This window comes from Pseudomonas antarctica, assembly GCF_001647715.1.
GTDB lineage: Bacteria > Pseudomonadota > Gammaproteobacteria > Pseudomonadales > Pseudomonadaceae > Aquipseudomonas > Aquipseudomonas antarctica_A.
This window is the reverse complement of sequence record NZ_CP015600.1, coordinates 2,586,193-2,609,837: the sequence shown is the minus strand read 5'-3', so window position 1 is coordinate 2,609,837 and position 23,645 is coordinate 2,586,193. Positions and strand designations below refer to the sequence as shown.

Annotated in this window: 21 protein-coding genes; 12 read left to right on the top strand and 9 right to left on the bottom strand. The window is 60.1% G+C overall.

From position 1 onward, the window contains the following. Nucleotides 1-25 precede the first annotated feature (25 nt). Nucleotides 26-430: a MerR family transcriptional regulator gene (locus A7J50_RS12100; RefSeq protein WP_064451998.1), complete on the bottom strand. Its 405-nt coding sequence runs from the start codon at nucleotides 428-430 to the stop codon at nucleotides 26-28. Between the two features lie 72 nt (nucleotides 431-502). Here A7J50_RS12100 and A7J50_RS12095 point away from each other — a divergent pair, with 72 nt between their 5' ends. Beyond that, nucleotides 503-1,735, top strand: a complete 1,233-nt coding sequence (locus tag A7J50_RS12095) for an NADH:flavin oxidoreductase/NADH oxidase family protein (RefSeq protein WP_064451997.1) — start codon at nucleotides 503-505, stop codon at nucleotides 1,733-1,735. Between the two features lie 77 nt (nucleotides 1,736-1,812). Beyond that, nucleotides 1,813-3,537, top strand: coding sequence for a ubiquinone-dependent pyruvate dehydrogenase (poxB, locus tag A7J50_RS12090; protein ID WP_064451996.1), 1,725 nt, complete (start codon nucleotides 1,813-1,815; stop codon nucleotides 3,535-3,537). Between the two features lie 889 nt (nucleotides 3,538-4,426). On the opposite strand, the gene A7J50_RS12085 is transcribed toward poxB, so the two are convergent. After that, on the bottom strand, nucleotides 4,427-4,984 hold the full coding sequence (locus tag A7J50_RS12085) for an NADPH-dependent FMN reductase (protein ID WP_064451995.1): 558 nt from the start codon (nucleotides 4,982-4,984) through the stop codon (nucleotides 4,427-4,429). A 228-nt stretch (nucleotides 4,985-5,212) separates the two neighbouring features. Between A7J50_RS12085 and A7J50_RS12080 the strand changes: the two genes are divergently transcribed. Continuing rightward, nucleotides 5,213-5,449: a hypothetical protein gene (locus tag A7J50_RS12080; protein ID WP_064451994.1), complete on the top strand. Its 237-nt coding sequence runs from the start codon at nucleotides 5,213-5,215 to the stop codon at nucleotides 5,447-5,449. Nucleotides 5,450-5,509: 60 nt separating this feature from the next. On the opposite strand, the gene A7J50_RS12075 is transcribed toward A7J50_RS12080, so the two are convergent. Both A7J50_RS12075 and gspG read right to left on the bottom strand, forming a co-directional pair. Then, on the bottom strand, nucleotides 5,510-5,854 hold the full coding sequence (locus tag A7J50_RS12075) for a hypothetical protein (protein ID WP_064451993.1): 345 nt from the start codon (nucleotides 5,852-5,854) through the stop codon (nucleotides 5,510-5,512). 103 nt (nucleotides 5,855-5,957) lie between these two features. After that, nucleotides 5,958-6,404, bottom strand: a complete 447-nt coding sequence (gene gspG, locus A7J50_RS12070; protein WP_064451992.1) for a type II secretion system major pseudopilin GspG — start codon at nucleotides 6,402-6,404, stop codon at nucleotides 5,958-5,960. Nucleotides 6,405-6,558: 154 nt separating this feature from the next. On the opposite strand from gspG, the gene A7J50_RS12065 reads away from it, so the two are divergent. After that, complete coding sequence (locus A7J50_RS12065) at nucleotides 6,559-7,452, top strand: LysR substrate-binding domain-containing protein (protein WP_064451991.1); 894 nt, start codon at nucleotides 6,559-6,561, stop codon at nucleotides 7,450-7,452. Here the strand turns inward: A7J50_RS12065 and A7J50_RS12060 are convergent. The 3 genes from A7J50_RS12060 to dnaQ all read right to left on the bottom strand — a co-directional run bounded on the left by A7J50_RS12060 (nucleotide 7,449) and on the right by dnaQ (nucleotide 11,238). Beyond that, nucleotides 7,449-8,030, bottom strand: a complete 582-nt coding sequence (locus tag A7J50_RS12060) for a GNAT family N-acetyltransferase (protein WP_064454914.1) — start codon at nucleotides 8,028-8,030, stop codon at nucleotides 7,449-7,451. The two genes, A7J50_RS12065 and A7J50_RS12060, sit on opposite strands and share 4 nt — an antisense overlap. Nucleotides 8,031-8,038: 8 nt before the next feature. Next, complete coding sequence (locus tag A7J50_RS12055) at nucleotides 8,039-10,294, bottom strand: Orn/Lys/Arg decarboxylase N-terminal domain-containing protein (RefSeq protein ID WP_064451990.1); 2,256 nt, start codon at nucleotides 10,292-10,294, stop codon at nucleotides 8,039-8,041. 203 nt (nucleotides 10,295-10,497) lie between these two features. Continuing rightward, nucleotides 10,498-11,238, bottom strand: a complete 741-nt coding sequence (gene dnaQ, locus A7J50_RS12050; RefSeq protein ID WP_167353727.1) for a DNA polymerase III subunit epsilon — start codon at nucleotides 11,236-11,238, stop codon at nucleotides 10,498-10,500. 199 nt (nucleotides 11,239-11,437) lie between these two features. Here dnaQ and A7J50_RS12045 point away from each other — a divergent pair, with 199 nt between their 5' ends. Next, nucleotides 11,438-11,746, top strand: a complete 309-nt coding sequence (locus tag A7J50_RS12045; protein ID WP_064451988.1) for a DUF2388 domain-containing protein — start codon at nucleotides 11,438-11,440, stop codon at nucleotides 11,744-11,746. Between the two features lie 3 nt (nucleotides 11,747-11,749). On the opposite strand, the gene rnhA is transcribed toward A7J50_RS12045, so the two are convergent. Both rnhA and A7J50_RS12035 read right to left on the bottom strand, forming a co-directional pair. After that, on the bottom strand, nucleotides 11,750-12,202 hold the full coding sequence (gene rnhA, locus A7J50_RS12040) for a ribonuclease HI (RefSeq protein WP_003207474.1): 453 nt from the start codon (nucleotides 12,200-12,202) through the stop codon (nucleotides 11,750-11,752). A gap of 86 nt (nucleotides 12,203-12,288) precedes the next feature. Next, nucleotides 12,289-13,047 carry a class I SAM-dependent methyltransferase gene (locus tag A7J50_RS12035; RefSeq protein ID WP_064451987.1) on the bottom strand — a complete coding sequence of 253 codons (759 nt, stop codon included), beginning with the start codon at nucleotides 13,045-13,047 and terminating at the stop codon, nucleotides 12,289-12,291. Nucleotides 13,048-13,112: 65 nt separating this feature from the next. Between A7J50_RS12035 and gloB the strand changes: the two genes are divergently transcribed. From gloB to A7J50_RS12000, 7 genes are all read left to right on the top strand, one after another. After that, nucleotides 13,113-13,880, top strand: a complete 768-nt coding sequence (gene gloB / locus A7J50_RS12030) for a hydroxyacylglutathione hydrolase (RefSeq protein ID WP_064451986.1) — start codon at nucleotides 13,113-13,115, stop codon at nucleotides 13,878-13,880. A 98-nt stretch (nucleotides 13,881-13,978) separates the two neighbouring features. Continuing rightward, nucleotides 13,979-15,391, top strand: coding sequence for a transglycosylase SLT domain-containing protein (locus A7J50_RS12025; RefSeq protein ID WP_064451985.1), 1,413 nt, complete (start codon nucleotides 13,979-13,981; stop codon nucleotides 15,389-15,391). 241 nt (nucleotides 15,392-15,632) lie between these two features. Next, entirely contained in the window at nucleotides 15,633-17,462 is a 1,830-nt protein-coding gene (locus A7J50_RS12020; RefSeq protein ID WP_064451984.1) for an extracellular solute-binding protein, read from the top strand. Then, on the top strand, nucleotides 17,459-19,297 hold the full coding sequence (locus tag A7J50_RS12015) for an extracellular solute-binding protein (protein ID WP_064451983.1): 1,839 nt from the start codon (nucleotides 17,459-17,461) through the stop codon (nucleotides 19,295-19,297). Before A7J50_RS12020 ends, A7J50_RS12015 begins: the two co-directional genes overlap by 4 nt. Then, the gene (locus tag A7J50_RS12010; RefSeq protein WP_064451982.1) at nucleotides 19,298-20,371 is read left to right on the top strand and encodes a microcin C ABC transporter permease YejB; all 1,074 of its coding nucleotides are present in this window, start codon (nucleotides 19,298-19,300) and stop codon (nucleotides 20,369-20,371) included. Nucleotide 20,372: 1 nt separating this feature from the next. Further along, entirely contained in the window at nucleotides 20,373-21,392 is a 1,020-nt protein-coding gene (locus tag A7J50_RS12005; protein WP_064451981.1) for an ABC transporter permease, read from the top strand. A gap of 1 nt (nucleotide 21,393) precedes the next feature. Further along, the gene (locus tag A7J50_RS12000; protein ID WP_064451980.1) at nucleotides 21,394-23,007 is read left to right on the top strand and encodes an ABC transporter ATP-binding protein; all 1,614 of its coding nucleotides are present in this window, start codon (nucleotides 21,394-21,396) and stop codon (nucleotides 23,005-23,007) included. The last annotated feature ends 638 nt before the right edge of the window (nucleotides 23,008-23,645 follow it).

Genomic DNA, 23,645 nt, shown 5'->3' with positions numbered 1-23,645 from the left:
AAAGCCCTGGCATGCCAGGGCTTTTTTATGAATTGATTTTGATCGACGCCAGCACGTGCTTCTGCCCTATGGAACACGGCACATCTGCCGGCTGGGCCCGCACCGCCTCGATCACGCCCAGCAACTGAGCTTTGCTCTGGGCCAACTGCGCCTGCATCGCTTCGATCTGCTGCACCTTACGCTCCAGTGCCTCGACCAATTCATCGCGCTTGTGCTCGCCTGGTGCTGGCATCAGCGCCTTGAGTTCCTGCAAGGTAAACCCGGCCTGCTGCGCGCTCTGAATCAGTTGCAGGGTCTGCAACGCTTGTGCTGAATAGCGTCGATAGCCATTGGCCTGGCGCCCCACCTGGCTGATCAGCCCTTCGGCCTCGTAGAACCTGATACGCGACGCTGCCAGCCCGCTTTGTTTTGCCAGCTCACCAATATTCATTGCCACGCCCTGCTTGACATTAAAGTTAACTTTAAGCTTAGCCTGAGGCCTCCCCCGCCCAGGAGTCAATCCATGTCGCCCTTTGAAGCCTTGCAACTGCCCAACGGCCAAATCCTTACCAACCGCATCGCCAAGGCGGCGATGGAAGAGAATATGGCCGACGCCCGGCAAGCGCCCTCGCGCGAATTGAAGCAGTTGTACAAGACCTGGGCGGACGGTGAGCCCGGTTTATTACTGACCGGCAACGTGATGATCGACCGCCACGCCATGACCGGCCCCGGCGGCGTGGCCCTGGAAGATGAGCAGCACCTGGAGAGCTTCCGTGAATGGGCCGATGTTGCCCGCGCCAAGGGCGTGCACTTTTGGGTGCAGCTCAGCCATCCGGGGCGCCAGACCATGGCCAATCTGGGCCAGCAAGCCTTGGCGCCCTCAGCGGTAGCACTCGAGCTGGGCGGTTTTTCGAAGATGTTTGCCAAGCCCAGGGCCATGACCGAGCACGACATTCAAGACGTGATCAAGCGCTTCGCCACCAGCGCGCGCCTGGCCGAGAAAGCCGGGTTTACCGGGGTGCAAATCCACGCAGCGCATGGCTATTTGCTCAGCCAGTTTCTCTCGCCGCTGAGCAACCTGCGTACCGATCGCTGGGGCGGCTCGCTGGAAAACCGTGCGCGCCTGCTGCTGGAGGTGATCAACGCAGTGCGCGCCAACGTCAGCCCGTCCTTTTGTGTGGCGGTAAAGCTCAACTCGGCGGACTTCCAGCGCGGCGGGTTCGAAGAGGCCGATGCGCGCGCGGTGGTCGAGATGCTCAACCCGTTGCCCATCGACCTGCTCGAGTTATCCGGCGGCAGCTATGAGGCCCCGGCGATGCAAGGAGACGCGCGGGACGGCCGTACCCTGGCGCGTGAAGCGTACTTCCTGGAATTTGCCAAAGCGCTTGCAACCCTCGCCAACATGCCGCTGATGGTCACCGGCGGTATTCGTCGCCTGCCAATCGTGCAGCAGGTGCTGGACAGCGGCATTGCCATGGCCGGCATCGCCACCGCCCTGACGCTGGAACCACAACTGATCAAACACTGGCGCGAAGGGCGCGATCTGAACCCGCAACTCAAACCCATCAACTGGCAGCGCAAACCCCTGGCAGCCCTCGCCACGCTGGCGGTGGTGCGTTACCAGATGCGCCGCCTGAGCCGCGGCCACCTGCCCAAGCCGAAGGTCGCACCGTGGATGGCGTTGGTCCGCGACCAGTGGTTTATCGCCCGCCGCACCCGCCAATACCGCGCCGCCATGACGCAATCTTCACATTAAGAGCGGAGCATTCGCCGTGATCGAACTGTCCCCTATTGATCAGCAATTTTTTACCTCACTGACGATTGGAGTTCTTCATGGCGAAAATCAACCTGGCCCAGCAATTGGCGACCACCCTTGAACAGGCGGGCATCAAACGCATCTGGGGCCTGACCGGCGACAGCCTCAATGGCCTGACCGACGCCCTGCGCACCATGGACAGCATCGAGTGGATGCACGTGCGCCACGAAGAAGTCGCCGCCTTCGCCGCCGGTGCCGAAGCCGCCGCCACCGGCGAACTGACGGTGTGCGCCGGCAGTTGCGGGCCGGGCAACCTGCATTTGATCAATGGCCTGTTCGACTGCCATCGCAACCATGTCCCGGTGCTGGCCATTGCCGCACAGATTCCCTCCTCGGAAATCGGCCTGAACTACTTTCAGGAAACCCATCCCCAGGAACTGTTCAAAGAGTGCAGCCACTTTATCGAGCTGGTGACCAACCCCGAGCAAATGCCCCAGGTGCTGCACCGCGCCATGCGCTCGGCGATCCTCAACCGTGGCGTGGCGGTGGTGGTGATTCCTGGCGATGTGTCGCTGCTGGAAGTACAAGACAAGCTCAAGCCGTGGCCGGCCCTGCACGCACCGCGCACTTTGCCGGCGGAGCAGGACCTGCAACGCCTCACCGAGATCCTTGAGGGCAGCCAGAAAGTCACCCTGCTGTGCGGCAGCGGCTGTGCCGGCGCCCACGACCAAGTGGTGGCCCTGGCCGATGCCTTGGGCGCGCCGGTGGTGCATGCCTTGCGCGGTAAAGAGCATGTGGAGTGGGACAACCCGTTTGATGTGGGCATGACCGGCTTGATCGGTTTCAGCTCCGGTTATCACGCCATGCTCAACTGCGACACGCTGATCATGCTCGGCACCGACTTCCCGTACCGCCAGTTCTACCCGACCGACGCGAAAATCATCCAGGTCGACCGCAACCCGCAGGCGCTGGGGCGCCGGGCCACGCTGGACCTGGGTATCGCTGCCGACGTCAGCGAGACCATCGAAGCACTGTTGCCGCGCCTGACCCGCAAGGCCGACCGCAGCTTTCTCGACACCTCACTGAAGCATTACGAGAAGGCCCGCCAAGGCCTGGATGACCTGGCAGAGCCCTCAAAGGCTGACCGGCCGATCCACCCGCAATACGTGGCGCGCTTACTCAGCGAGTTGGCGGATGACGATGCCATCTTCACCGCCGACGTCGGCTCACCCACCGTCTGGGCTGCGCGCTACTTGAAAATGAACGGCAAACGCCGCCTGATCGGTTCGTTCAACCACGGTTCGATGGCCAATGCCATGCCGCAGGCCATCGGCGCACAAGCGGCTTTCCCCGGGCGCCAGGTCATTTCGATGTCCGGCGACGGTGGGTTTGCCATGTTGATGGGCGATTTCATCTCGTTGGCGCAATTGAAATTGCCGGTCAAAGTCATCGTGTTCGATAACTCGTCACTCGGGTTTGTCGCCATGGAAATGAAAGCCGCTGGCTACCTCGACACCGGCACTGAATTGAAAAATCCGGATTTCGCGGCCATGTCCAATGCCATGGGCATCCTCGGCATTCGCGTGGAACAATCCGAAGACCTCGAACCGGCCTTGCGCCGAGCCCTGGCGCATGACGGCCCGGTGCTGGTGGACGTCGTTACCGCCACGCAGGAACTGGTGATGCCGCCCAGCATCAAGTTGGAACAGGCCAAGGGTTTCAGCCTGTACATGCTCAAGGCGGTGATGAGCGGGCGCGGTGATGAAGTGATCGAGTTGGCGCGCACCAACTGGTTGCGCTGAGGGTGGTGGGGGGATTTGTGTACATATCCGTTGTTTGGGTTACGGCTGACATGGGTTCCGCCCTTACGGCGGGTCACTTTGGAAAAGCCCCAAAGTAACCAAAGGGCTCTTGCCCCACCACTCGGCACCTCGCCTAGGCTCGGTGTGCCCTCACGCAGGCTTTGGACCGTGGGCCGCCGCCATGGGCCATCCTTGGCCCATCGCGGCTAAACCGGCGTCCTGCCGGTTTACCCACGCTCCAAAGCCTGCGTTCGGCCAGCGTGGTTAACGGGGCGCCTAAGATCAACAGCAGATCAAGATCAAAAGCAGAGCACGGCGGCCTGGTAGCCGACCTGAGTGGTTAGATCAAAAGCAAAACCGAGGCGGCCTGACAGCCGACCTGATCTTGGAAGCTGAACCCAATCAAATGTGGGAGCGGGCTTGCTCGCGAATGCGGTGTGTCAGTTACAAATGAGTTGACTGACACACCGCATTCGCGAGCAAGCCCGCTCCCACATTTGGAACTCAATTCACCCGGTAAAAGTGGTGTTGCTGTGCTGTTGCCCTGCTTTTGCTTCAACCACTCAGGTCGGCTTTCAGGCCGCCGTGCTCTGCTGTTGATCTTGATCTGACAGGCCCCGTTAACCACGATGGCCGAACGCAGGCTTGAATCCGTGGGTAACCCGGCAGGACGCCGGGTTAGCCGCACTGGGCCAGGGATGGCCCATTGCGGCGGCCCACGGATTCAAGCCGGAGTGCGGGCATGCCGAGCCCAGGCGAGGCACCGAGTGGTGGGGCAAAGCGTTTTTTGGTTACTTTTTTAGGCGCTTTGTAAAAAAGTGACCCGCCGTAAGGGCGGAACCCTAAGCCGCCGTTACCGCAGCAACGGATATGTACCCAACCAACCCGATCAGCCCGACTGCTTCTCAACCCATTTCCCATAAGCATCAATAAACGCCTGCAAGAACGGCTTGGTCTTCTCCGACACCTTACCCGCCTCATCAAACACACTGCCCGCCCCACCCAGGTACGCTTCCGGCTGCTGCATGCACGGCACATCGAGGAACACCAGGGACTGGCGCAGATGATGGTTGGCACCAAAGCCTCCAATCGCCCCCGGCGACACACTGATGATCGCCCCAGGCTTGCCGCTGTAGACGCTTTGCCCGTACGGTCGCGAACCAACGTCGATGGCATTCTTCAACGGCGCAGGCACGGAACGGTTGTATTCCGGGGTCACGAACAGCACCGCGTCGGATGAACGTACCTGCTGACGGAAAGTACTGTAGGCTGCGGGCGGTGATGCCCCGTCGATGTCCTCGTTGTAGAGCGGCAAATCGCCAATTTCAACAATGTTCAATTTGAGATTGGCAGGGGCCAGTTCGGCCAACGCCAGGGCGACCTTGCGGTTGATCGACTCTTTTCTCAAGCTGCCGACCAGGACGGCAATCGTGTAGACCTTGCTCATTGGGGTTTTCCCGACGTCTGACTAAAGGAGCTTGTAGTTATAGAGTCTTCGCGACGGGTTCACCAGAAGGTTTTGATCATCCCCAAGACGTTTGACTCGCCGTAGCTCGCGTAGGAAGCGTCTGAAAACATCAACGAATAGTATTTTTTTTCCATAGGTAAACTACCCCGCTCCATGACGGTCTACAGAACCGCAAATCGAGTGTTTATCTCCAGAGGTTCTAAACAGATGGCTGCAGTACTTGTCGGACAGTTCCATGCCAGAGACGCGGAAGGACGCGTGTATTCGGTGCATGAGTTCCAGGAATCCAACCCGGCGCAAAGCGACCCGGCTGGCTCGGCGCCCACCACTACCTACAAGCTGGCCATTGGCGATCGTGTAGAGAAACTGGACGGCGAAGAATTCAGATTGATCCAGTCGGGGACCGTTATCACCCGCGAATCGCCAACGGTTCTCGCCTCATAAGATCCCGCCTTATCGACCTGCTCAGTCCTGGCCATTGATGGCGTTGACTGGGCTGGGTGATCACGGCCGACGTATTTCCGTCACCTCGACGCCCTGCTCACCGTCCATTTGCCTGAGCGTCACCATCAATTGCCCCCGCTCCCCTTCGACGGCATACAGCGATCGCTTGTAGCCCGACGTGCCGTAACCGGGATAGGCAACCACCTGCCTGACCAACGCAATTTCCAGCACCGCGCCCACCTGCTCGCCCACCTGTTCCTGGGAACGGATAAACGCCTCAAGGGCGAGATTTTCCGGCGTGTGTTCATCGTGATTATTGAAGAGATAAGCAGCCACGCCCCCAACGGTCACCAGGACCAGAAGTTGCTTGGCCGTTACCCCGAGGAATATCGAGGGTTTAGGCATGTGAGACCGGACCTGTTTTTGTTTTAAGTGCCGAGTAACCGGCATTGGTCGTTGATGATCAGATGCGCCATTCTAATCAGGTCGATGGGTAATGCCAGATGAATCAGTTGTCGCCGTAGGTAATATCCTTGTTCTCCCCGACACCGCCCAGCGTGCGGTCCTTGCCAAACGAGAACAGGTCGAACGGCGTTTTGGATTGAGTGGGCGGATAGTGGTACTGATAGGCAATGCCCCAAGGGTCGGCCAGCAGGTCTTCGCTCACATAAGGCCCCTTCCATTTCGCCTCGCCGTCGGGTGCTGTGGTCAGTGCCTCCAGGCCTTCTTCATCAGTGGGGTAACGGCCAATGTCTTGATGGAACTGCTCGAGCGCCTTCCCCAGTTCGGCCACCTGGGCTTTCGCCGTGGCAATTTCCGTTATGGTTACCTCACCGAGTAAACGTGGCCCCACCGCAAAGGCCAGCAAGCCAATGATGATCAACACCACCAGCACCGCCCAACGCGTAAAGCCACGCTGGCCGGGGATCTTTCCGATTGTGGTACGTCCTGGCATTGTAAGGCTCCCCATTGTTCCTCGGCTGATACGTTCTTATATGACCTGATCGTTGCAGTTGTATACACGCTAACGGTAGCCGACACCCGGCCATGCTCGTGCTCTTTTTTCCCCAGCCATTGAAACCCCACCGCACTGAACATAGACTCCGGCGATGCGTTTACGTCATATCGAAGTGATTCAGGCCATCTTGCAGACCGGACACCTCGGCACGGCCGCCGAATGGTTGCAACTCCCCGTGGGCGATGTGGAGGCAACGCTCAAGGATGCCGAACTCCAATTGGGTTTCATGCTGTTTGCCAGTGTGCGCGGGCGTTTGCAAGCGACGCGAGAGACCTTGGAGCTGCAGGCACAAATCGCCCATCTCTATGAAGCACTGGAACCGGTACAACGCCTGGCCAGCCGCTTGAAACACCATCACGCGCCGACCCTGCGTGCCCTGTGCACCCAGCCCCTGGCCAATCAACTGTTACCGCAAAGCATCGCCGTACTGCGCCGGCGCTTCCAGGACACGCCGTGCAACCTGTCGAGCCAGCCAACCCGGGAGATTGTCAGGAGCCTGCTGCTGCACGAAGCCGATGTGGGCCTGAGCCTGCAGGACCCGCAACACCCGCAAATCCACAGCACCGTACTGGCCCAAGGCAAGCTGCAATTGCTCGCGCCCCATGGCTGGCTGAAACCCAAGCAAAAGTACATTGCGCTGCAGGACCTGGCCGGGCAGTCGTTGATCGGGCTTGAAGGGCATGACCCGCTCAGCCGTCAGTTGGACGCCAAACTGCAAGCCCTGCGCCCGCTGCCAGTGGTGCAAACGCGTGTGCAGACCTACCAGATGATGCGCAGCATGGTGGAAGCCGGCGAAGGCCTGGCGATTGTCGATCCGTTCACCGCCTTTGGCGCTCCAGAGGCTGGGCTGGATGCGTGCCCGGTGTCGCCGCCGATCATGGTTAATCTGTACGCGCTGACCCTCAAAGAGGGCGTGACGTCACCCGCGCTGAATGCGTTGCTGGAAATTGTCACGCAAAAGGCAGAAAGCCTGTTGGCAAGCTAAGCCTGTTCGAGTTCCGTCTTGAACAACCGGTACCAGAAAATCGCCACTTCGCGGGTTTGCGGATCAATCCCGCGATAACGCAGTTGATCAATCCCGCCCATCACATACCCGCAACGCTCATACAGGCGGCAGGCGCCGAGGTTGTTGTTCTGGGTTTCGAGCATCATGCCCGGCAGGTTTTTCTTGCGCGCCCAGAACTGCGCCACGTCCAGCAGCGCCTTGGCCACCCCATGCCGCCGCGCAGGCAAGGCCACCGCCAGTTCGTCAACGTGGGCAAAACCGTTCCAGTTGGTGCTGACCACGACATGCCCTACCGCACGGTCATCCAGGTAAGCCATAAAAATCGCGCTGTCGGGTGCGTCGCGAAAACTGGCGAACTCTTCCGGGTCGATGCCATAACACTTGCGGTACGGCAGGATGCGCTCCACGGCCCATTGGTCGACACGCCTGCCCATTTCCGGCACACCATAGCCGCTGACCTCAAAGCTGAAATCATTGCCCCACACGTAGGCATCAAAACCTTCGTCGGCGACCCGAACACTGAGCCCTGGATACTTCGGGTTCATTACAGCTTGCATAAACATTCTTAACCCTTGATGCAATCGACGGTGTAACAACGGCCATTGCCGTCATCTTCGTGTTGCAACCCATGAACATCCGCGACAAAACCGGGGAAACTGCTATCGAATGTGCGGGCAAACACCAGGTAGTCGATGATCGACCGCGTCGCCTCGGTAAAGCGCTCGCCCGGCATGATCAACGGAATGCCCGGCGGATAAGGCACCAGCATCACGGCTGCGATGCGCCCTGACAAGGCATCAATGGAAACAGCTTCGACTTCACCCCGCACCAACTGATCGTAGGCGTCGGCGGGTTTCATCGCAATTTCCGGTAATACCGTGTACATGCGCTTGAGGTGCCTGGCCGTGGCATTGCTGCGGTAACAACTGTGCAATTGATCGCACAGGTCGCGCAAGCCCAGGCCTTGATAACGCGCCGGCCCCTGTTTAAACACCGATGGCAAACAACTGGCCAAGCTGACGTTAGCGTCGTAGTTGCGCTTGAACTCCAGCAACTCGGTGAGCAAGGTACTCCATTTGCCTTTGGTGATCCCCATGGAAAACAACACGAGGAAAGAATATAGCCCGGTCTTCTCCACCACCAACCCACGCTCCCAGAGGAATTTGCTGACGACCGCCGCAGGAATTCCGCGTTCGCTCAAGGCACCTCCGGCGCTCAGGCCAGGCATCACCAGCGTCACTTTGATCGGGTCCAGCAACACGTAGTCTTCGGCCACATCCCCAAAGCCATGCCAGTCATCCTGAGGGTGCAACAGCCAATCCGCGGTGGCCACCCGGTCGATACCGGCCACCGAAGGCGGTTGCCAGATCGAAAACCACCAGTCCTCGGCGGCGATATGCTGGCGCAGGTTGGCCAGTGCGCGCCGGAAGCTCAGGGCCTCGTCGAACATCTCCTGCAACAGCGAACGCCCGGCCGGGCCTTCCATCATCGCCGACGCCACGTCCAGCGAGGCAATGATGCTGTATTGCGGCGAGGTGGAGATGTGCATCATGAACGCTTCATTGAAACGGTCGCGGTCGAGTTGGCGCGCGCCGCCGTCCTGCACATGGATCATTGAAGCCTGGCTGAAGGCCGCCAGCAGTTTGTGCGTCGAGTGCGTGGTAAATACCAGGGGGCTGTCCGGGGTGCGCGAGGTGCCCATGCCATAACGACCGGCGAAAAACTCGTGGAAGGCCGCGTAGGCGTACCAGGCCTCGTCAAAGTGCAAGACCTCGACACTGTTGCCCAATTGCTGCTTGATCAGCTCGGCGTTGTAGCACAGGCCGTCATAGGTAGAGTTGGTGACCACCGCCATCTTTACTTTCGGCGGCCGGCCACGGGTCAAAGGGCTGGCTTCGATTTTGGCCTGGATCGACTCGGGGCTGAATTCGCTCAGGGGGATCGGGCCGATGATCCCCAGTTCGTTGCGCTCCGGGCACAGGTACAACGGGATCGCGCCGGTCATGATGATCGAATGCAACACCGACTTGTGGCAGTTGCGATCCACCAGCACCAGGTCGTCGCGACCGACCATGGAATGCCAGACGATCTTGTTGGCCGTCGAGGTTCCGTTGATCACAAAGAACGTGTGATCGGCGCCGAAGTTACGCGCGGCGCGGGCTTCGGCTTCCGCCAGCGGGCCTGTGTGATCGAGCAGTGAGCCCAATTCGGGCACGGACACGGACAGGTCCGACCGCAGGGTATTTTCCCCAAAGAACTGATGAAACGCCTGCCCGACGGGGCTTTTGCGGTAAGCCACACCACCACCATGGCCGGGTGTGTGCCAGGAGTAATTGGAATCGGCGGTGTGCTGCACCAATGCTTTGAAGAACGGCGGTAACAAGCCATCCAGGTAAGTGCGTGCGGCGCGAGCGACTTGCCGGGCAAGAAACGGCACGGTGTCTTCGAACAAATAAAGAATCCCGCGCAACTGGTTAAGCTCGCTCATGGCATCGGCCGGCGCATTCTCCAGGGTGACCTGCTCGCCCAGAGCAAAGATCGGCAGGTTGGGCGCCCTCACCCGCGCCAGGCGAATTAACTCGACCATGTTTTGCAGCAAGTGGGTATTTTCCCCAGCCCCTTCGGCGGCGATCAACATGCATGCCAGGCCGTGATGGGTAGAAGCCACCAGCCGGCCTTCGGCGTAGTCGACGGCAGAGAAGATGCTGAAGCCCTCTTGTTCCAGCTCGCGGGCGATGCCTCGAACCCGATCACCGGCAACGGTGTCGGCCTTGATGTCGCGATGTACGATAAGAACAGGGAACTTCAGGTCTTTGTACATGAGCGCTTGTAGTCCTGAGGGCTATGCATTCAGGGTAGAAGCTGGGAGCGGATGACGCGAATGAAGATTTTTCCGGCGATGGAGATCAACTGTGGAAGCGGGCTTGCTCGCGAACCCGGTGTATCAGCCAGCACATTCATCAACTAACCTACCGCTATCGCAGGCAAGCCAGCTCCCACATTTTTCAACCGCGTTGAATCAGGCTATTGCTGGGTCAGTTGCGTCCACAACGCCGGCGCACCGGCCGACTTGGCAATCGCCTCCAACCGCGCCGCATGCTCAGCCAGATCCTGCTCGCTGGCGCGGATGATGGGGGTCGGCTTGCGATCCGCCGGCAAACGGCGAATTTCCGAAGGACGATTGCCCGAGCCCTCCGCCGAACCCGTGCCATCGGAGGCATTACCGGCCAGGGACAGGCTGGTTTGCCCGCCGGTCATGGTCAGGTAAACGTCGGCGAGAATCTCGGAGTCGAGCAAGGCGCCGTGGAGTTCACGGCCGGAGTTGTCGACGCCATAGCGCTTGCACAAGGCATCCAGGCTGTTGCGCTGGCCTGGGTGACGCTCACGGGCCATCATCAAGGTGTCGAGGATCGAGCAGTGCTGGGAGATATCCGCACGATCGCTCTGCCCCATCAGGGCAAATTCGTTATTGATGAAACCGACGTCGAACGCCGCGTTATGGATGATCAGCTGGGCGCCATTGATAAATTCGAAAAACTCGTCGGCCACTTCAGCGAAGCGCGGCTTGCCTTTGAGGAATTCGTCGGTGATGCCGTGGACGCCGATCGCACCCTCGTCACTGTCCCGGTCCGGCTGCAGGTAAACGTGAAAGTGACGGCCGGTAAGGCGCCGCCCCATCAGCTCGACACAACCGATTTCGATGATCCGGTGGCCATCGGTCACCGGCATGCCGGTGGTTTCGGTATCGAGTACAACAGATCGGATGGCCATCAGGGTTCAGCTCTCAACGGTGGTGTATTTCAAGGGGCGGGATATTAGCACGTCACGCATTGCGCAGCCCAAGACTGGCCCAAGGCGCTTGATCCACTATAGTTTTTAACACTCTTTAGCAAAGCTGCAGCAGTTTGCCCTGGGCGCCCTTGCTAGCCTGCGCACCCCACTCGAATGCGGACTGCGCTGAGCCATGAACCTGTCAAAAACCCTGTGTGCCCTGCTGCTGGCAGGCAGCACCTGCACGGCGCACGCCACCAGTTTCGTGATGACGACCGACTTCCTGGTCAGCCTGTCCATGAGTGCCACCAAGGGCACCAGTTCTTCCTTCAAGGATGACAAGATTGTTCAGGCTGCCAGGGAGGACGCCGAATCGTTTGTGGCCAGCGATGGCCAGATCCGTGGCGTGCGCCTGGAGTCGGCGCTGATGCATATCCGAGAGCGTTTGCCGGAGCAAACCTTCAGCGACATGCAGCTGGCACAGGCCATCGCCGTACTTTAAACCTCAGCTCTGCTTGTAACCCCGTACTTCATCCACGCCACGGTTGGCCAGTTGGTCGGCGCGTTCGTTGCCAGGATGGCCGATGTGCCCGCGCACCCATTTCCAGGTGATGTTGTGGCGGTTGCATTGCTCATCGAGCAGCTGCCACAGGTCGGCATTCTTCACCGGTTCCTTGGCCGCCGTTTTCCAGCCGCGCTTTTTCCAGTTGACCATCCACTCGTTGATGCCCTTCATCACGTATTGCGAGTCGGTCACCAGCAGCACGTCACACCGGCGCTTGAGCTCTTCCAGGCCACGGATGGCACCCATCAGCTCCATGCGGTTGTTGGTGGTGTTGGCTTCGCCGCCCCACAGTTCCTTCTCCACGCCCTTGCACACCAGCAACGCGCCCCAACCGCCGGGGCCGGGGTTGCCCTTGCAGGCGCCATCGGTGAAGAGTTCTACGGTATCGGTCATCGGTTGCATCCATCAAAACGGGCTGGCGGTAATCGACCGACAGTATCCCGAGGCCGAAAGATTCGGCCGGTAATCAAAAAGGGAGTTTACGGTTCGCTCTGCTTGCGATTGACCTTGGCCATCGGCATCGGCACCAGCTTGCCCATGGGCTGGCGTAGCACCTGACGCACCGGCCGCAGCCCGACCACAATCTTGCGCGCCACCAATAAATAGAAGCCGCCGCCCGACAGCTGCCACGCACCCGCCCGGCGTTCCCAGCCGGCCAGACGGCCTTGCCACTTGGCGGACGCAAGCGGCGGACGATAGCACCCGAAGCGGCGTTTCTCCAGCGCAAAGCCCAGCAGGTTCAGCCAGTCGCCTACCCGTGACGGCGCGATGCAGCGCGCCTGGCGCAGGCCGTCATGGGCGAACACATGGCGCAGGCCCCAGCTGCTCCAGGGGTTGATGCCGATAATCAGCAAATGGCCACCCGGGCGCACACTGCTCGCGGCTTCGCGCAGCAAACCGTGGGGCGACAGGCAAAAATCCAGGCCATGCTGCAACACCACCACATCGGCGGCATGCTCGCTCAACGGCCAGGCCTGTTCCTCGCAGACAATCTCCACCCCCGGCAACGGCGCGCCCAGGCGCACATTGCGTTGCACCTGCGGCGCGGCAGGCGGCGTCTGGGCCGACGGGCCGTAATGCACCAGGTAACCACCAAAGAACCGACCCAACTCGTCTTCGAGCATGCGCCGTTCTTCATCCAGCAGAAATTGCCCGATCGGCCCGGACAGCCATTCACGGGCCGCGCTGATCAGGGCCAGCCATTCAGGATCGGCCTGGGCGAACGCTTTATCAGTCATTGCATTCTCCAACTCGCCTAGACGTTCTAAGATGCACCAATGTGTTCAGCTTGGCGAATCGAAGAATGATACAGATCAGTGCACTCCCCGCGTTCACCGACAACTACATCTGGTTGTTACAAGACCCGCACACCCTACGCTGCGCCGTGGTCGACCCCGGCGATGCCGCGCCGGTGCTGGCCTGGCTCAAGCAGAACCCGCAGTGGACCCTCAGCGACATCCTGATCACCCACCATCATCACGATCATGTCGGCGGCGTCGAGCAACTGAAAAATGTGACCGGCGCCAAGGTCTACGGCCCCGCGAGCGAAAATATCCCGGCGCGGGACGTGGCCTTGACGGATAACGACCGCGTCACGGCGCTGGGCTGGGATTTCGATATTTATAGCGTGCCGGGGCACACCCTGGGCCATATCGCCTTTTACCATCAGGGCGTGCTGTTTTGTGGCGACACCCTGTTTGCCGCCGGTTGCGGCCGCCTGTTCGAAGGCACGCCGGAACAAATGCACACCTCACTGCAACGCCTGGCCGCTCTCCCCGACGACACCCTGGTGTACTGCACCCACGAGTACACACAAAGCAACCTCAAATTTGCCCAGGCCGTGGAACCGAACAATCCCGATATCGCCGAACGCGTGGAAACCGTCAAGCAGTTGCGGACCCGTGGCGAGATGACGCTGCCGTCCAATCTGGCCCTGGAAAAACGTACTAACCCTTTTCTACGTACCGCCGAAACATCCGTTAAACAAAAAGCGGACGAACGGAACGGTCGTGACAACCGCTCTGGGGCCGAGGTGTTTGCTAGCTTGAGGGCATGGAAAGATAAGTTCTAACAGGATGCAATCTGATACGGAATTTCTGAATGGTTGACCGGAACCAAAGCGCTTTCTAGAATCGCCCGACATTTTTGCCCGGAACTTACTTCCAGCCAATGTCGTCATCTATTCGTAAATCCATCTCTTCAGACGCATTGACCCGCCTGGCTCAAGCCGTGGCGGTGGCTGTGTCCGCGACTCTGGCGGGCTGCCAATCGACAAATTTCGCTGCACAATCCACCGTGCAACCCAAACCCAATCTTGCCGCCAAGATCAAGCAAAAACCTATTTGGCTCTCAGAGAAGCCCAGCCCCGAAGTACCCCAGGATGTCTGGGAACGCATGCGACGGGGCTTTCAATTGCAGGACGGCCTGGGCGTCAACCCGCGCATCGAGCAACAGCGTTTGTGGTTCGCCAGTAACCCTTCCTTCCTGGAGAACGCCGGAGAACGCGGCAGCCTCTACATTCATTACATCGTCGAACGGCTTGAAGAACGCAACATGCCCCTGGAGCTGGCCCTGCTGCCAGTGATTGAAAGTGCCTACAACCCAATGGCCTATTCGCGCAGCGATGCGGTCGGTCTGTGGCAGTTCATTCCCTCCACCGGGCGCTACTTCAACCTGCGCCAGACCCGTGCCTACGACGGCCGCCGCGATATCACTGCCTCCACCACCGCCGCCCTGGACTATCTGACACGTCTGCATGACATGTTCAACGGCGACTGGTTGCTGGCCCTGGCGGCGTACAACGCCGGTGAAGGCACGGTCAGCCGGGCCATCGAGCGCAACGAAAAACTCGGCCTGCCTACCGACTACTGGAACCTGCCCCTGCCCCAGGAAACCAAGGACTACGTGCCCAAGTTCCTGGCGCTGTCCCAGGTGGTACTGGCCCCCGAGGCCTACGGCGTCAACCTGAATCCGATTGCCAACACGCCCTACTTCGAAGTGGTTGAAGTCAAGCAAAGCATGGACCTGTCCCGGGTCGCCGCGCTGGCTGAGATCGACGAAGACGAACTGTTCCAGCTCAACCCGGCCTTGAAACAACGCACCACCCTCGACGGCCCCCAGCATTTGCTCGTACCGAGCTCCAAGGCGCAACTGCTTACCAGCACCCTTTCGACGATGAAGCCGGAAGAATTGCTGGCGATGCGCCCGAAAAAGCAGGTGTTCGACGAAGTTGAGACCACGCGGGTTGCCGGGCGCACTCGCAACTACAAAGTGCGCACGGGCGACAACCTCACGCTGATCGCCAAGGCGAACAAGGTCGATGTGCATGACCTGCAGCGCTGGAACAAGCTCAATGGGCAAGCCCTCAAGGTCGGCCAGACCCTGGTGATGCAGGACACGCGCAAGCTGGTGGCCAAGGCTGACAGCAAGAAGCCAGTGCAATACAAGGTCAAGAAAGGCGACTCGCTGTACATCGTCGCCAAGCGCTTCAACGTTGAGATGCAACATCTCAAGCGCTGGAACCCGCGTACTGGCCAGGCGCTGAAGCCGGGGCAGATGCTGGTGGTTTCCGGGCCGCGCTAAGGCAAACTCAATGCATGGGCAGGTTTGTGTGGGAGCTGGCTTGCCTGCGATGCAAACACCTCGGTGTATCAGTGACACCGAGCCGATGCTATCGCAGGCAAGCCAGCTCCCACATTTGATTGACCCCAGGCTCAAGACCTTGCCAGCCCTCGGTCAGCCTCTGAAACAACCTTTTTCCAACCGGAACAAGCTGTTACTGTACCGATCATAAAGCCCAAGCCGCCTGGATCGGATCTCTGACTTGAAGCGTCCCCTCCTTCTACTAATAAGTCTGGCCTTGAGCTTTGCTGCGAACGCGACGATTACCGAGAGCCACGGTTATACGCAGTTCGGCGTGCTCAAGTACCCGGCCAAATTCACCCACTTCGATTGGGTAAACCCTGCAGCGCCAAAAGGCGGGACATTGCGGGTCATGGCATTTGGCACGTTCGACACCCTCAACCCTTACACCTTCAAGGGCTCAAGCCCGGTTTCCACCCCCAACTTCCTGCAATACGGCGTCAATGAGCTGAACGAGCCGCTGATGGTCGGCACCGGCCAGTACGCGCCGTCCGGCGACGAACCGACCTCCAGCTACGGGCTGATTGCCCAGTCGGTGGAATACAGCGAAGACCGCAGTTGGGTGGTGTTCAACCTGCGCCCGGAAGCGCGCTTCCACGATGGCAAACCCATCACCGCCTATGACGTGGCATTTTCCTATCGCACGCTATTGACCGAAGGCCACCCGCAGTACCGCACCAACCTTCAAGAGGTGGCGCGGGTCGACATCCTCAACCGTCATCGCATCCGTTTCGTGTTCAAGCGCGCCGGCAACCCATTGCTGATCCTGCGCCTGGGCGAGTTGCCAGTATTGCCCCAGCATTACTGGAAGAACCGCGATTTCAAGGCCACCACGTTCGAACCACCGCTGGGCAGCGGGCCGTATCGCATCACCAAAGTCACCCCAGGCCGGCAACTGGTGTTCGAGCGGGTCAAGGATTACTGGGGCAAAGACCTGCCGGTCAACCAGGGCTTCTACAATTACGACAAGGTCGAAGTCGAGTTCTACCGCGACAGCGACGTGGCCTTTGAAGCCTTCAAGGCCGGCGAGTTCGACATCTACATCGAACACCAGGCCAAGAACTGGGCCACAGGCTATAACTTCCCGGCGGTCAACCGAGGCGATGTGATCAAGGCGCAAATTGCCCACCAGATCCCGACCCAGAGCCAGGGTCTGTTCATGAACACCCGACGCCCGACCTTCGCCCAGGCCAAGGTGCGCGAGGCGCTGGGGCTGATGTTCGACTTTGAGTGGACCAACCGTACCCTGTTCAGCAGCGCCTACAAACGCTCCGTGAGCTACTACCCCAACAGCGAATTTTCCGCGACCGGCGTGCCGGTGGGTCACGAGTGGCTGATGCTTTCGCCGTACCGTGACCAGTTGCCGGCCAACCTGTTTACACAAGCCTTCAGTCTGCCGCAGACCGACGGTCGTGGCATCCCGCGCGACACCCTGCGCCGCGCCCTGGCCCTGCTCGGCGAGGCCGGCTGGAAACTGTCGGGCCAGCGCCTGCTGGACAGCAAAGGGCAGCCGCTGCGCTTGGAAATCCTGCTGGTGAACCCGAACCTGGAACGCATCCTGCAGCCGTATGTCGAGAACCTGATCAGCATCGGCATCGACGCACGCTTGCGTACCGTGGACCGGGCGCAATACAAGCAGCGCCTCGATCAGTTCGACTTCGACATGGTCCTGGTCACCCTCAACCAGACCTTGAGCCCCGGCCTTGAACAGTGGCAGTACTTCCACTCCAGCCAGGCGGCGATCAAGGGCAGCAAGAACTACGCAGGCATCGCCAACCCGGTGGTGGACCACCTGCTGGACCAACTGCTGGCGGCGCAGACCCGCGAAGAACAATTGGCCGCCGGCCGCGCCTTGGACCGGGTGCTGCTGTGGCAGCACTACAGTATCCCCAACTGGTACCTCAACTATCATCGCCTGGCGTACCGCAACCGGTTCGCCTTTGTCACCACGCCGCCCTACAGCCTGGGCCTGAGCGCATGGTGGCTGAAAGCTTCGGAGAAAGCCCAATGATGTCTTTGCGCAACGCATTGCTCACCAGTCTGCTGCTGTGCTCCGCGGCCAACGCCGCGCCGCAACATGCGTTGACCCTTTACAACGAACCCCCCAAGTACCCCGCCGACTTTAAACATTTCGACTACGTAAACCCCGACGCCCCCAAGGGCGGTACCTTCCGCGAGTCGGCCATGGGCGGCTTCGACAGCCTTAACCCCTACATCAGCAAGGGCGTGCCGGCGGACAACCTGCCGCTGATCTACGACACCCTGGCCATGCAAAGCCTGGACGAGCCCATCACTGAATACGGGCTGGTGGCCGGCAAGATCGAAAAGGCACCGGACAACAGTTGGGTACGCTTCTACCTGCGCCCCGAAGCGCGCTTTAACGATGGTCACCCGATCCGCGCCGAAGACGTGGTGTTCACTTTCCAGGCGCTGATCAAAGACGGCTCGCCGCTCTACCGCACCTATTACGCCGACGTCGACGAAGTGGTGGCCGAAGACCCGCTGCGCGTGCTGTTCAAGTTCAAGCGCACCAATAACCGCGAATTGCCGCTGATCCTTGGGCAGCTGCCGGTATTACCCAAACATTGGTGGGCGACCCGCGACTTTGCCAAGGGCAACCTGGAAATACCGCTCGGCAGCGGGCCGTACAAAGTCGCCGAGGTCAAGCCCGGGCGCATGGTGCGCTACGAGCGGGTCAAGGACTACTGGGCCAAGGACTTGCCGATGACCCAGGGTTTCTACAACTTCGACACCCGTATTACTGACTATTACCGTGACGGCACCGTAGCCCTGGAAGCCTTGAAGGCCGGGCAGTTCGACTACTGGCTGGAATTCAGCGCGAAGAACTGGGCCAACGCCTACAACATTCCGGCCGTGGCTCAGGGGCGACTGATCAAGGAAGAAATCCCCAACGGCAACCCCACCGGCATGCAGGGTTTTGTGTTCAACACGCGCAAACCGATGTTCCAGGATGTGCGGGTACGCAAAGCCATCAGCCTGTTGCTGGATTTCGAGTGGAGCAACAAACAGCTGTTCAATGGCGCCTACACCCGCACCCGCAGCTACTTCGAGAACTCGGAAATGGCCGCTACCGGCTTGCCCGGCCCGGATGAAACGGCAATCCTGGCACCGTTCCGCGACAAGCTCCCCGCCGAAGTCTTTACCCAGGCCTTTGAGCCTGCCAAAACCGACGGCAGCGGCATGATCCGCAACCAGCAGCGCGAGGCCTACCAGTTGTTGCAAGAGGCCGGCTGGAAGATCGTCGACGACAAGATGGTCGACACCACCGGCAAACCCGTGAACATCGAGTTCCTGCTGGCCCAGACCGACTTCGAACGGGTACTGCTGCCGTTCAAGCGCAACCTGGCCGACCTTGGCATCAACCTGGTGATTCGCCGCGTCGACGTTTCGCAGTACATCAACCGCCTGCGTTCGCGGGACTTCGACATGCTGGTAGGCAGCTTCCCGCAATCGACATCACCGGGTAACGAACAGCGCGAATTCTGGTCGTCGTCCAGCGCCGACAAGCCCGGCAGTCGCAACTACATGGGCCTCAAGGACCCGGTCATCGACCAACTGGTGGAAGCGTTGATCGACGCCAGCTCACGCCAAAGCCTGGTGGACCACGCCAAAGCGCTGGACCGCGCGTTGCAGTTCGGCTACTACGTGATTCCCAACTGGCACATCAAGACCTACCGCGTCGCGTACTGGGACCACCTCGGCCACCCCAAGACCCCGCCACGCTACGACGTGGGCACGGCCACCTGGTGGGCCAAACCCGAGGTCAAACCGGCCGTCACCCTGGACACCCCACACAGCGCCGATCCGGCGAGCGGAGGCGATTAAATGCTGGCCTATATTGTTCGCCGCCTGTTGCTGATCATCCCCACGCTGTTCGGGATTTTGCTGATCAACTTCATCATCATCCAGGCCGCTCCCGGTGGCCCGGTGGAGCAGATGATCGCCAAGCTCGAAGGCTTTGACGGCGCCACCAGCCGCATTGCCGGGGGCGGTGCCGAGGTCTCGGTGGCCGGCTCCAGCTACCGCGGCGCCCAGGGCCTGGACCCGGCGCTGATCAAGGAAATCGAGAAGATGTACGGCTTCGACAAGTCGGCGCCGGAACGCCTGTGGATCATGGTCAAGAATTACGCAAGGCTGGATTTCGGCGACAGCTTCTTTCGCGATGCCAAGGTCATCGACCTGATCAAGGAAAAGATGCCGGTGTCCATCTCCCTCGGGTTATGGAGCACGCTGATCATGTACCTGGTGTCGATCCCCCTGGGGATCGCCAAAGCCACACGACACGGCAGCCACTTCGACGTGTGGACCAGCTCGGCGATCATCGTCGGCTACGCGATCCCGGCATTCCTGTTTGCGATCCTGCTGATCGTGGTGTTTGCCGGCGGGAGTTACCTCGACTGGTTCCCCTTGCGCGGGCTCACCTCGAATAATTTTGACGAGCTGAGCTGGGGCGGCAAGATTCTCGATTACTTCTGGCACCTGGCCTTGCCCGTCACCGCACTGGTGATCGGCAACTTCGCGACGATGACGCTGCTGACCAAAAACAGCTTCCTCGACGAAATCAACAAACAGTATGTGGTCACCGCCAAAGCCAAGGGCCTGACCAACCACCGTGTGCTGTATGGCCATGTGTTTCGCAACGCCATGCTGCTGGTCATCGCCGGTTTCCCTTCGGCGTTTATCGGGATTTTCTTCACCGGCTCGTTGCTGGTGGAAGTGATCTTCTCTCTCGACGGCCTGGGCCTGATGAGTTTTGAAGCCGCGATCAACCGTGACTACCCGGTGGTGTTCGGCACGCTGTTTATCTTCACCCTGCTGGGGCTGGTGGTGAAACTGATCGGTGACCTCACCTACACCTTGGTCGATCCGCGTATCGACTTTGCCAGCCGGGAGCATTGAGATGAATCTATCCCCCCTCAATCGCCGCCGATTCGAGCGTTTCAAAGCCAATAAACGTGGCTGGTGGTCGCTGTGGCTGTTCCTGGTCCTGTTCGTGCTGAGCCTGGGCGCAGAGTTGATCGCCAACGACAAGCCGTTGGCCGTGCACTTCGACGGTGACTGGTACTTCCCGGCGCTCAAACGCTACCCGGAGACCACCTTCGGCGGCGAGTTCCCGTTGGAGGCCAACTACAAGAGCCCGTATATCCAGGAACTGCTCAAGGCCAAGGATGCCTGGACGCTGTGGGCGCCGATCCCGTTCAGCTACCAGAGCATCAACTACGACCTGAAGGTGCCGGCCCCCGCGCCGCCCTCCTCGGTCAACCTGCTGGGCACCGACGACCAGGGCCGTGATGTGCTGGCGCGGGTGATCTATGGGTTTCGTGTGTCAGTGCTGTTTGCCCTCACGCTGACGGTGCTCAGCTCGATCATCGGCGTGGTCGCCGGGGCCTTGCAGGGTTTCTATGGCGGCTGGGTCGACCTGGCCGGGCAGCGCTTCCTGGAGATCTGGTCGGGTTTGCCGGTGCTGTACCTGCTGATCATTCTCGCCAGCTTTGTGCAGCCCAATTTTTGGTGGCTGCTGGGGATCATGCTGCTGTTTTCCTGGATGAGCCTGGTGGACGTGGTGCGCGCCGAGTTCCTGCGCGGGCGCAACCTTGAATACGTGCGCGCAGCGCGCGCGCTGGGCATGCAGAACGGCGCAATCATGTTCCGGCATATCCTGCCCAATGCGATGGTCTCGACCATGACCTTTATGCCGTTCATCCTCACTGGCGCCATTGGCACCCTCACCGCCCTGGACTTTCTCGGCTTCGGCCTGCCGGCCGGCTCACCGTCGTTGGGTGAACTGGTGGCCCAGGGTAAATCCAACCTGCAAGCGCCGTGGCTGGGCATGAGTGCCTTTGCCGTGCTGGCGATCATGCTGAGTTTGCTGGTGTTTATCGGCGAGTCCGCGCGCGATGCCTTCGACCCGAGGAAATGAGATGAATCAGGACAATCTGATCGAAGTCCGCGACCTCTGCGTCGAGTTCGTCACCGGCGACCATCACCACCGCGTGGTCAACAACGTCAGCTTCGATATCAAGCGCGGCGAAACCCTGGCCCTGGTCGGCGAAAGCGGCTCGGGCAAGTCGGTGACCGCCCACTCGATCCTGCGCCTGCTGCCTTACCCGCTGGCACGGCACCCGGCCGGCACCATCAACTATTCCGGGCAAGACCTGCTGACGCTCAAAGAAAAAACCATCCGGCATATTCGCGGTAACCGCATTGCGATGATTTTCCAGGAGCCGATGACCTCGTTGAACCCGCTGCACTGCATCGAGAAGCAGATCAACGAAGTGCTCGGCCTGCACAAGGGGCTCACGGGCAAGGTCGCGACCCAACGCACCCTGGAATTGCTGGAGCTGGTGGGTATTCCCGAACCGCACAAACGCCTCAAGGCCCTGCCCCACGAACTGTCCGGCGGCCAGCGCCAGCGGGTGATGATCGCCATGGCATTGGCCAACGAGCCCGAGTTGCTGATCGCCGACGAGCCGACCACGGCCCTCGACGTGACGGTGCAGTTGAAGATTCTCGAGCTGCTCAAAGAGTTGCAGGCACGGCTGGGCATGGCGTTGCTGCTGATCAGCCACGACCTGAACCTGGTGCGACGCATCGCCCACCGTGTATGCGTGATGCAACAGGGCTGCATCGTTGAACAGGCGGAGTGCGAGACGCTGTTCCAGTCGCCGCAGCATCCTTATACCCAGGAGCTGTTGGCGGCGGAGCCCAGCGGCGGGCCGGCCACCAATGAGGTGGGGCCGCCGCTGCTGGAAGTCGATGACCTGAAGGTGTGGTTTCCGATCAAGAAAGGCTTTTTGCGTAACACCGTCGATTACGTCAAGGCGGTGGACGGCATCAATTTCAGCCTGCCCCAGGGCCAGACCCTGGGCATTGTCGGCGAAAGCGGCTCGGGTAAATCCACCCTGGGCCTGGCGATTTTGCGCTTGATCGCAAGCACAGGCGGGATTCGCTTTGAGGGCCAGCAACTGGACCGGCTTACCCAGCAACAGGTGCGCCCGTTGCGTCGGGAAATGCAGGTGGTGTTTCAGGACCCGTTCGGCAGCTTGAGCCCGCGCATGAGCGTCAGCGAGATTGTTGGCGAAGGTTTGCGCATTCACAAGATGGGTACGCCGGTGGAGCAGGAAGCGGCGATTATTGCGGCGCTCAAGGAGGTCGGCCTGGACCCGGACGCGCGGCATCGCTACCCGCACGAGTTCTCCGGCGGCCAACGGCAACGCATCGCCATCGCCCGCGCGTTGGTCCTCAAGCCACGCCTGATTTTGCTGGATGAACCGACGTCAGCACTGGATCGCACGGTGCAGCGCCAGGTGGTGGAGTTGCTGCGCAGTTTGCAGGCCAAGTACAACTTGACGTATCTGTTTATCAGCCATGACTTGGCGGTGGTAAAGGCCCTGAGTCACCAACTGATGGTGGTCAAGCATGGACAGGTGGTGGAACAGGGAGAGGCATCGGCGATTTTTGCTGACCCCCAGCATGCTTACACACGGCAGTTGTTGGAGGCGGCGTTTTTGGTGCCCGCCGGTGTTGGCGGGTGACCTTGGGCCTATCCATTATTTGGGTTGTGGCTGATAGGGGTTCCGCCCTTACGGCGCGGGCCGCCTAAAACTAAAATCAAAAACAAATCAAAAGCCGAGCACGACGGCCTCACAGCCGCCCTGGCTACTGAAGCAGATCTCGCTCCCACGTTTGGATCTCATTACATCAGGTAGCAGTAGTGTCGCTCTGCCCTGTTTTGCTCTGCTTTCGCTTCTACCACTCAAGTCGGCTACCAGGCCGCCGTGCTCTGCTTTTGATTTTGATCTGACAGGCCCTGTTAATCACATTTTGAACTCAGTACATCAGGCAGAGGGTATGCGGCTCTTCAGGCTGCACTCGGTCAATGTGGGAGCTGGCTTGTCGGACCGCCGAACCGCTGCGATGGCATCAATTGGGTATGCCTGATGTACCGAGGTGCCTGCATCGCAGGCAAGCCAGCTCCCACAGAAAAGCAGCCCTGCTTTTACCCTGTTTTCGCTTCTACCACTCAGGTCGGCTACCAGGCCGCCGTGCTCTGCTTTTGATTTTGATCTGACAGGCCCTGTTAATCACATTTTGAACTCAGTACATCAGGCAGAAGGTGTGCTGTTCTTCAGGCTGCACTCGGTCAATGTGGGAGCTGGCTTGTCGGACCGCC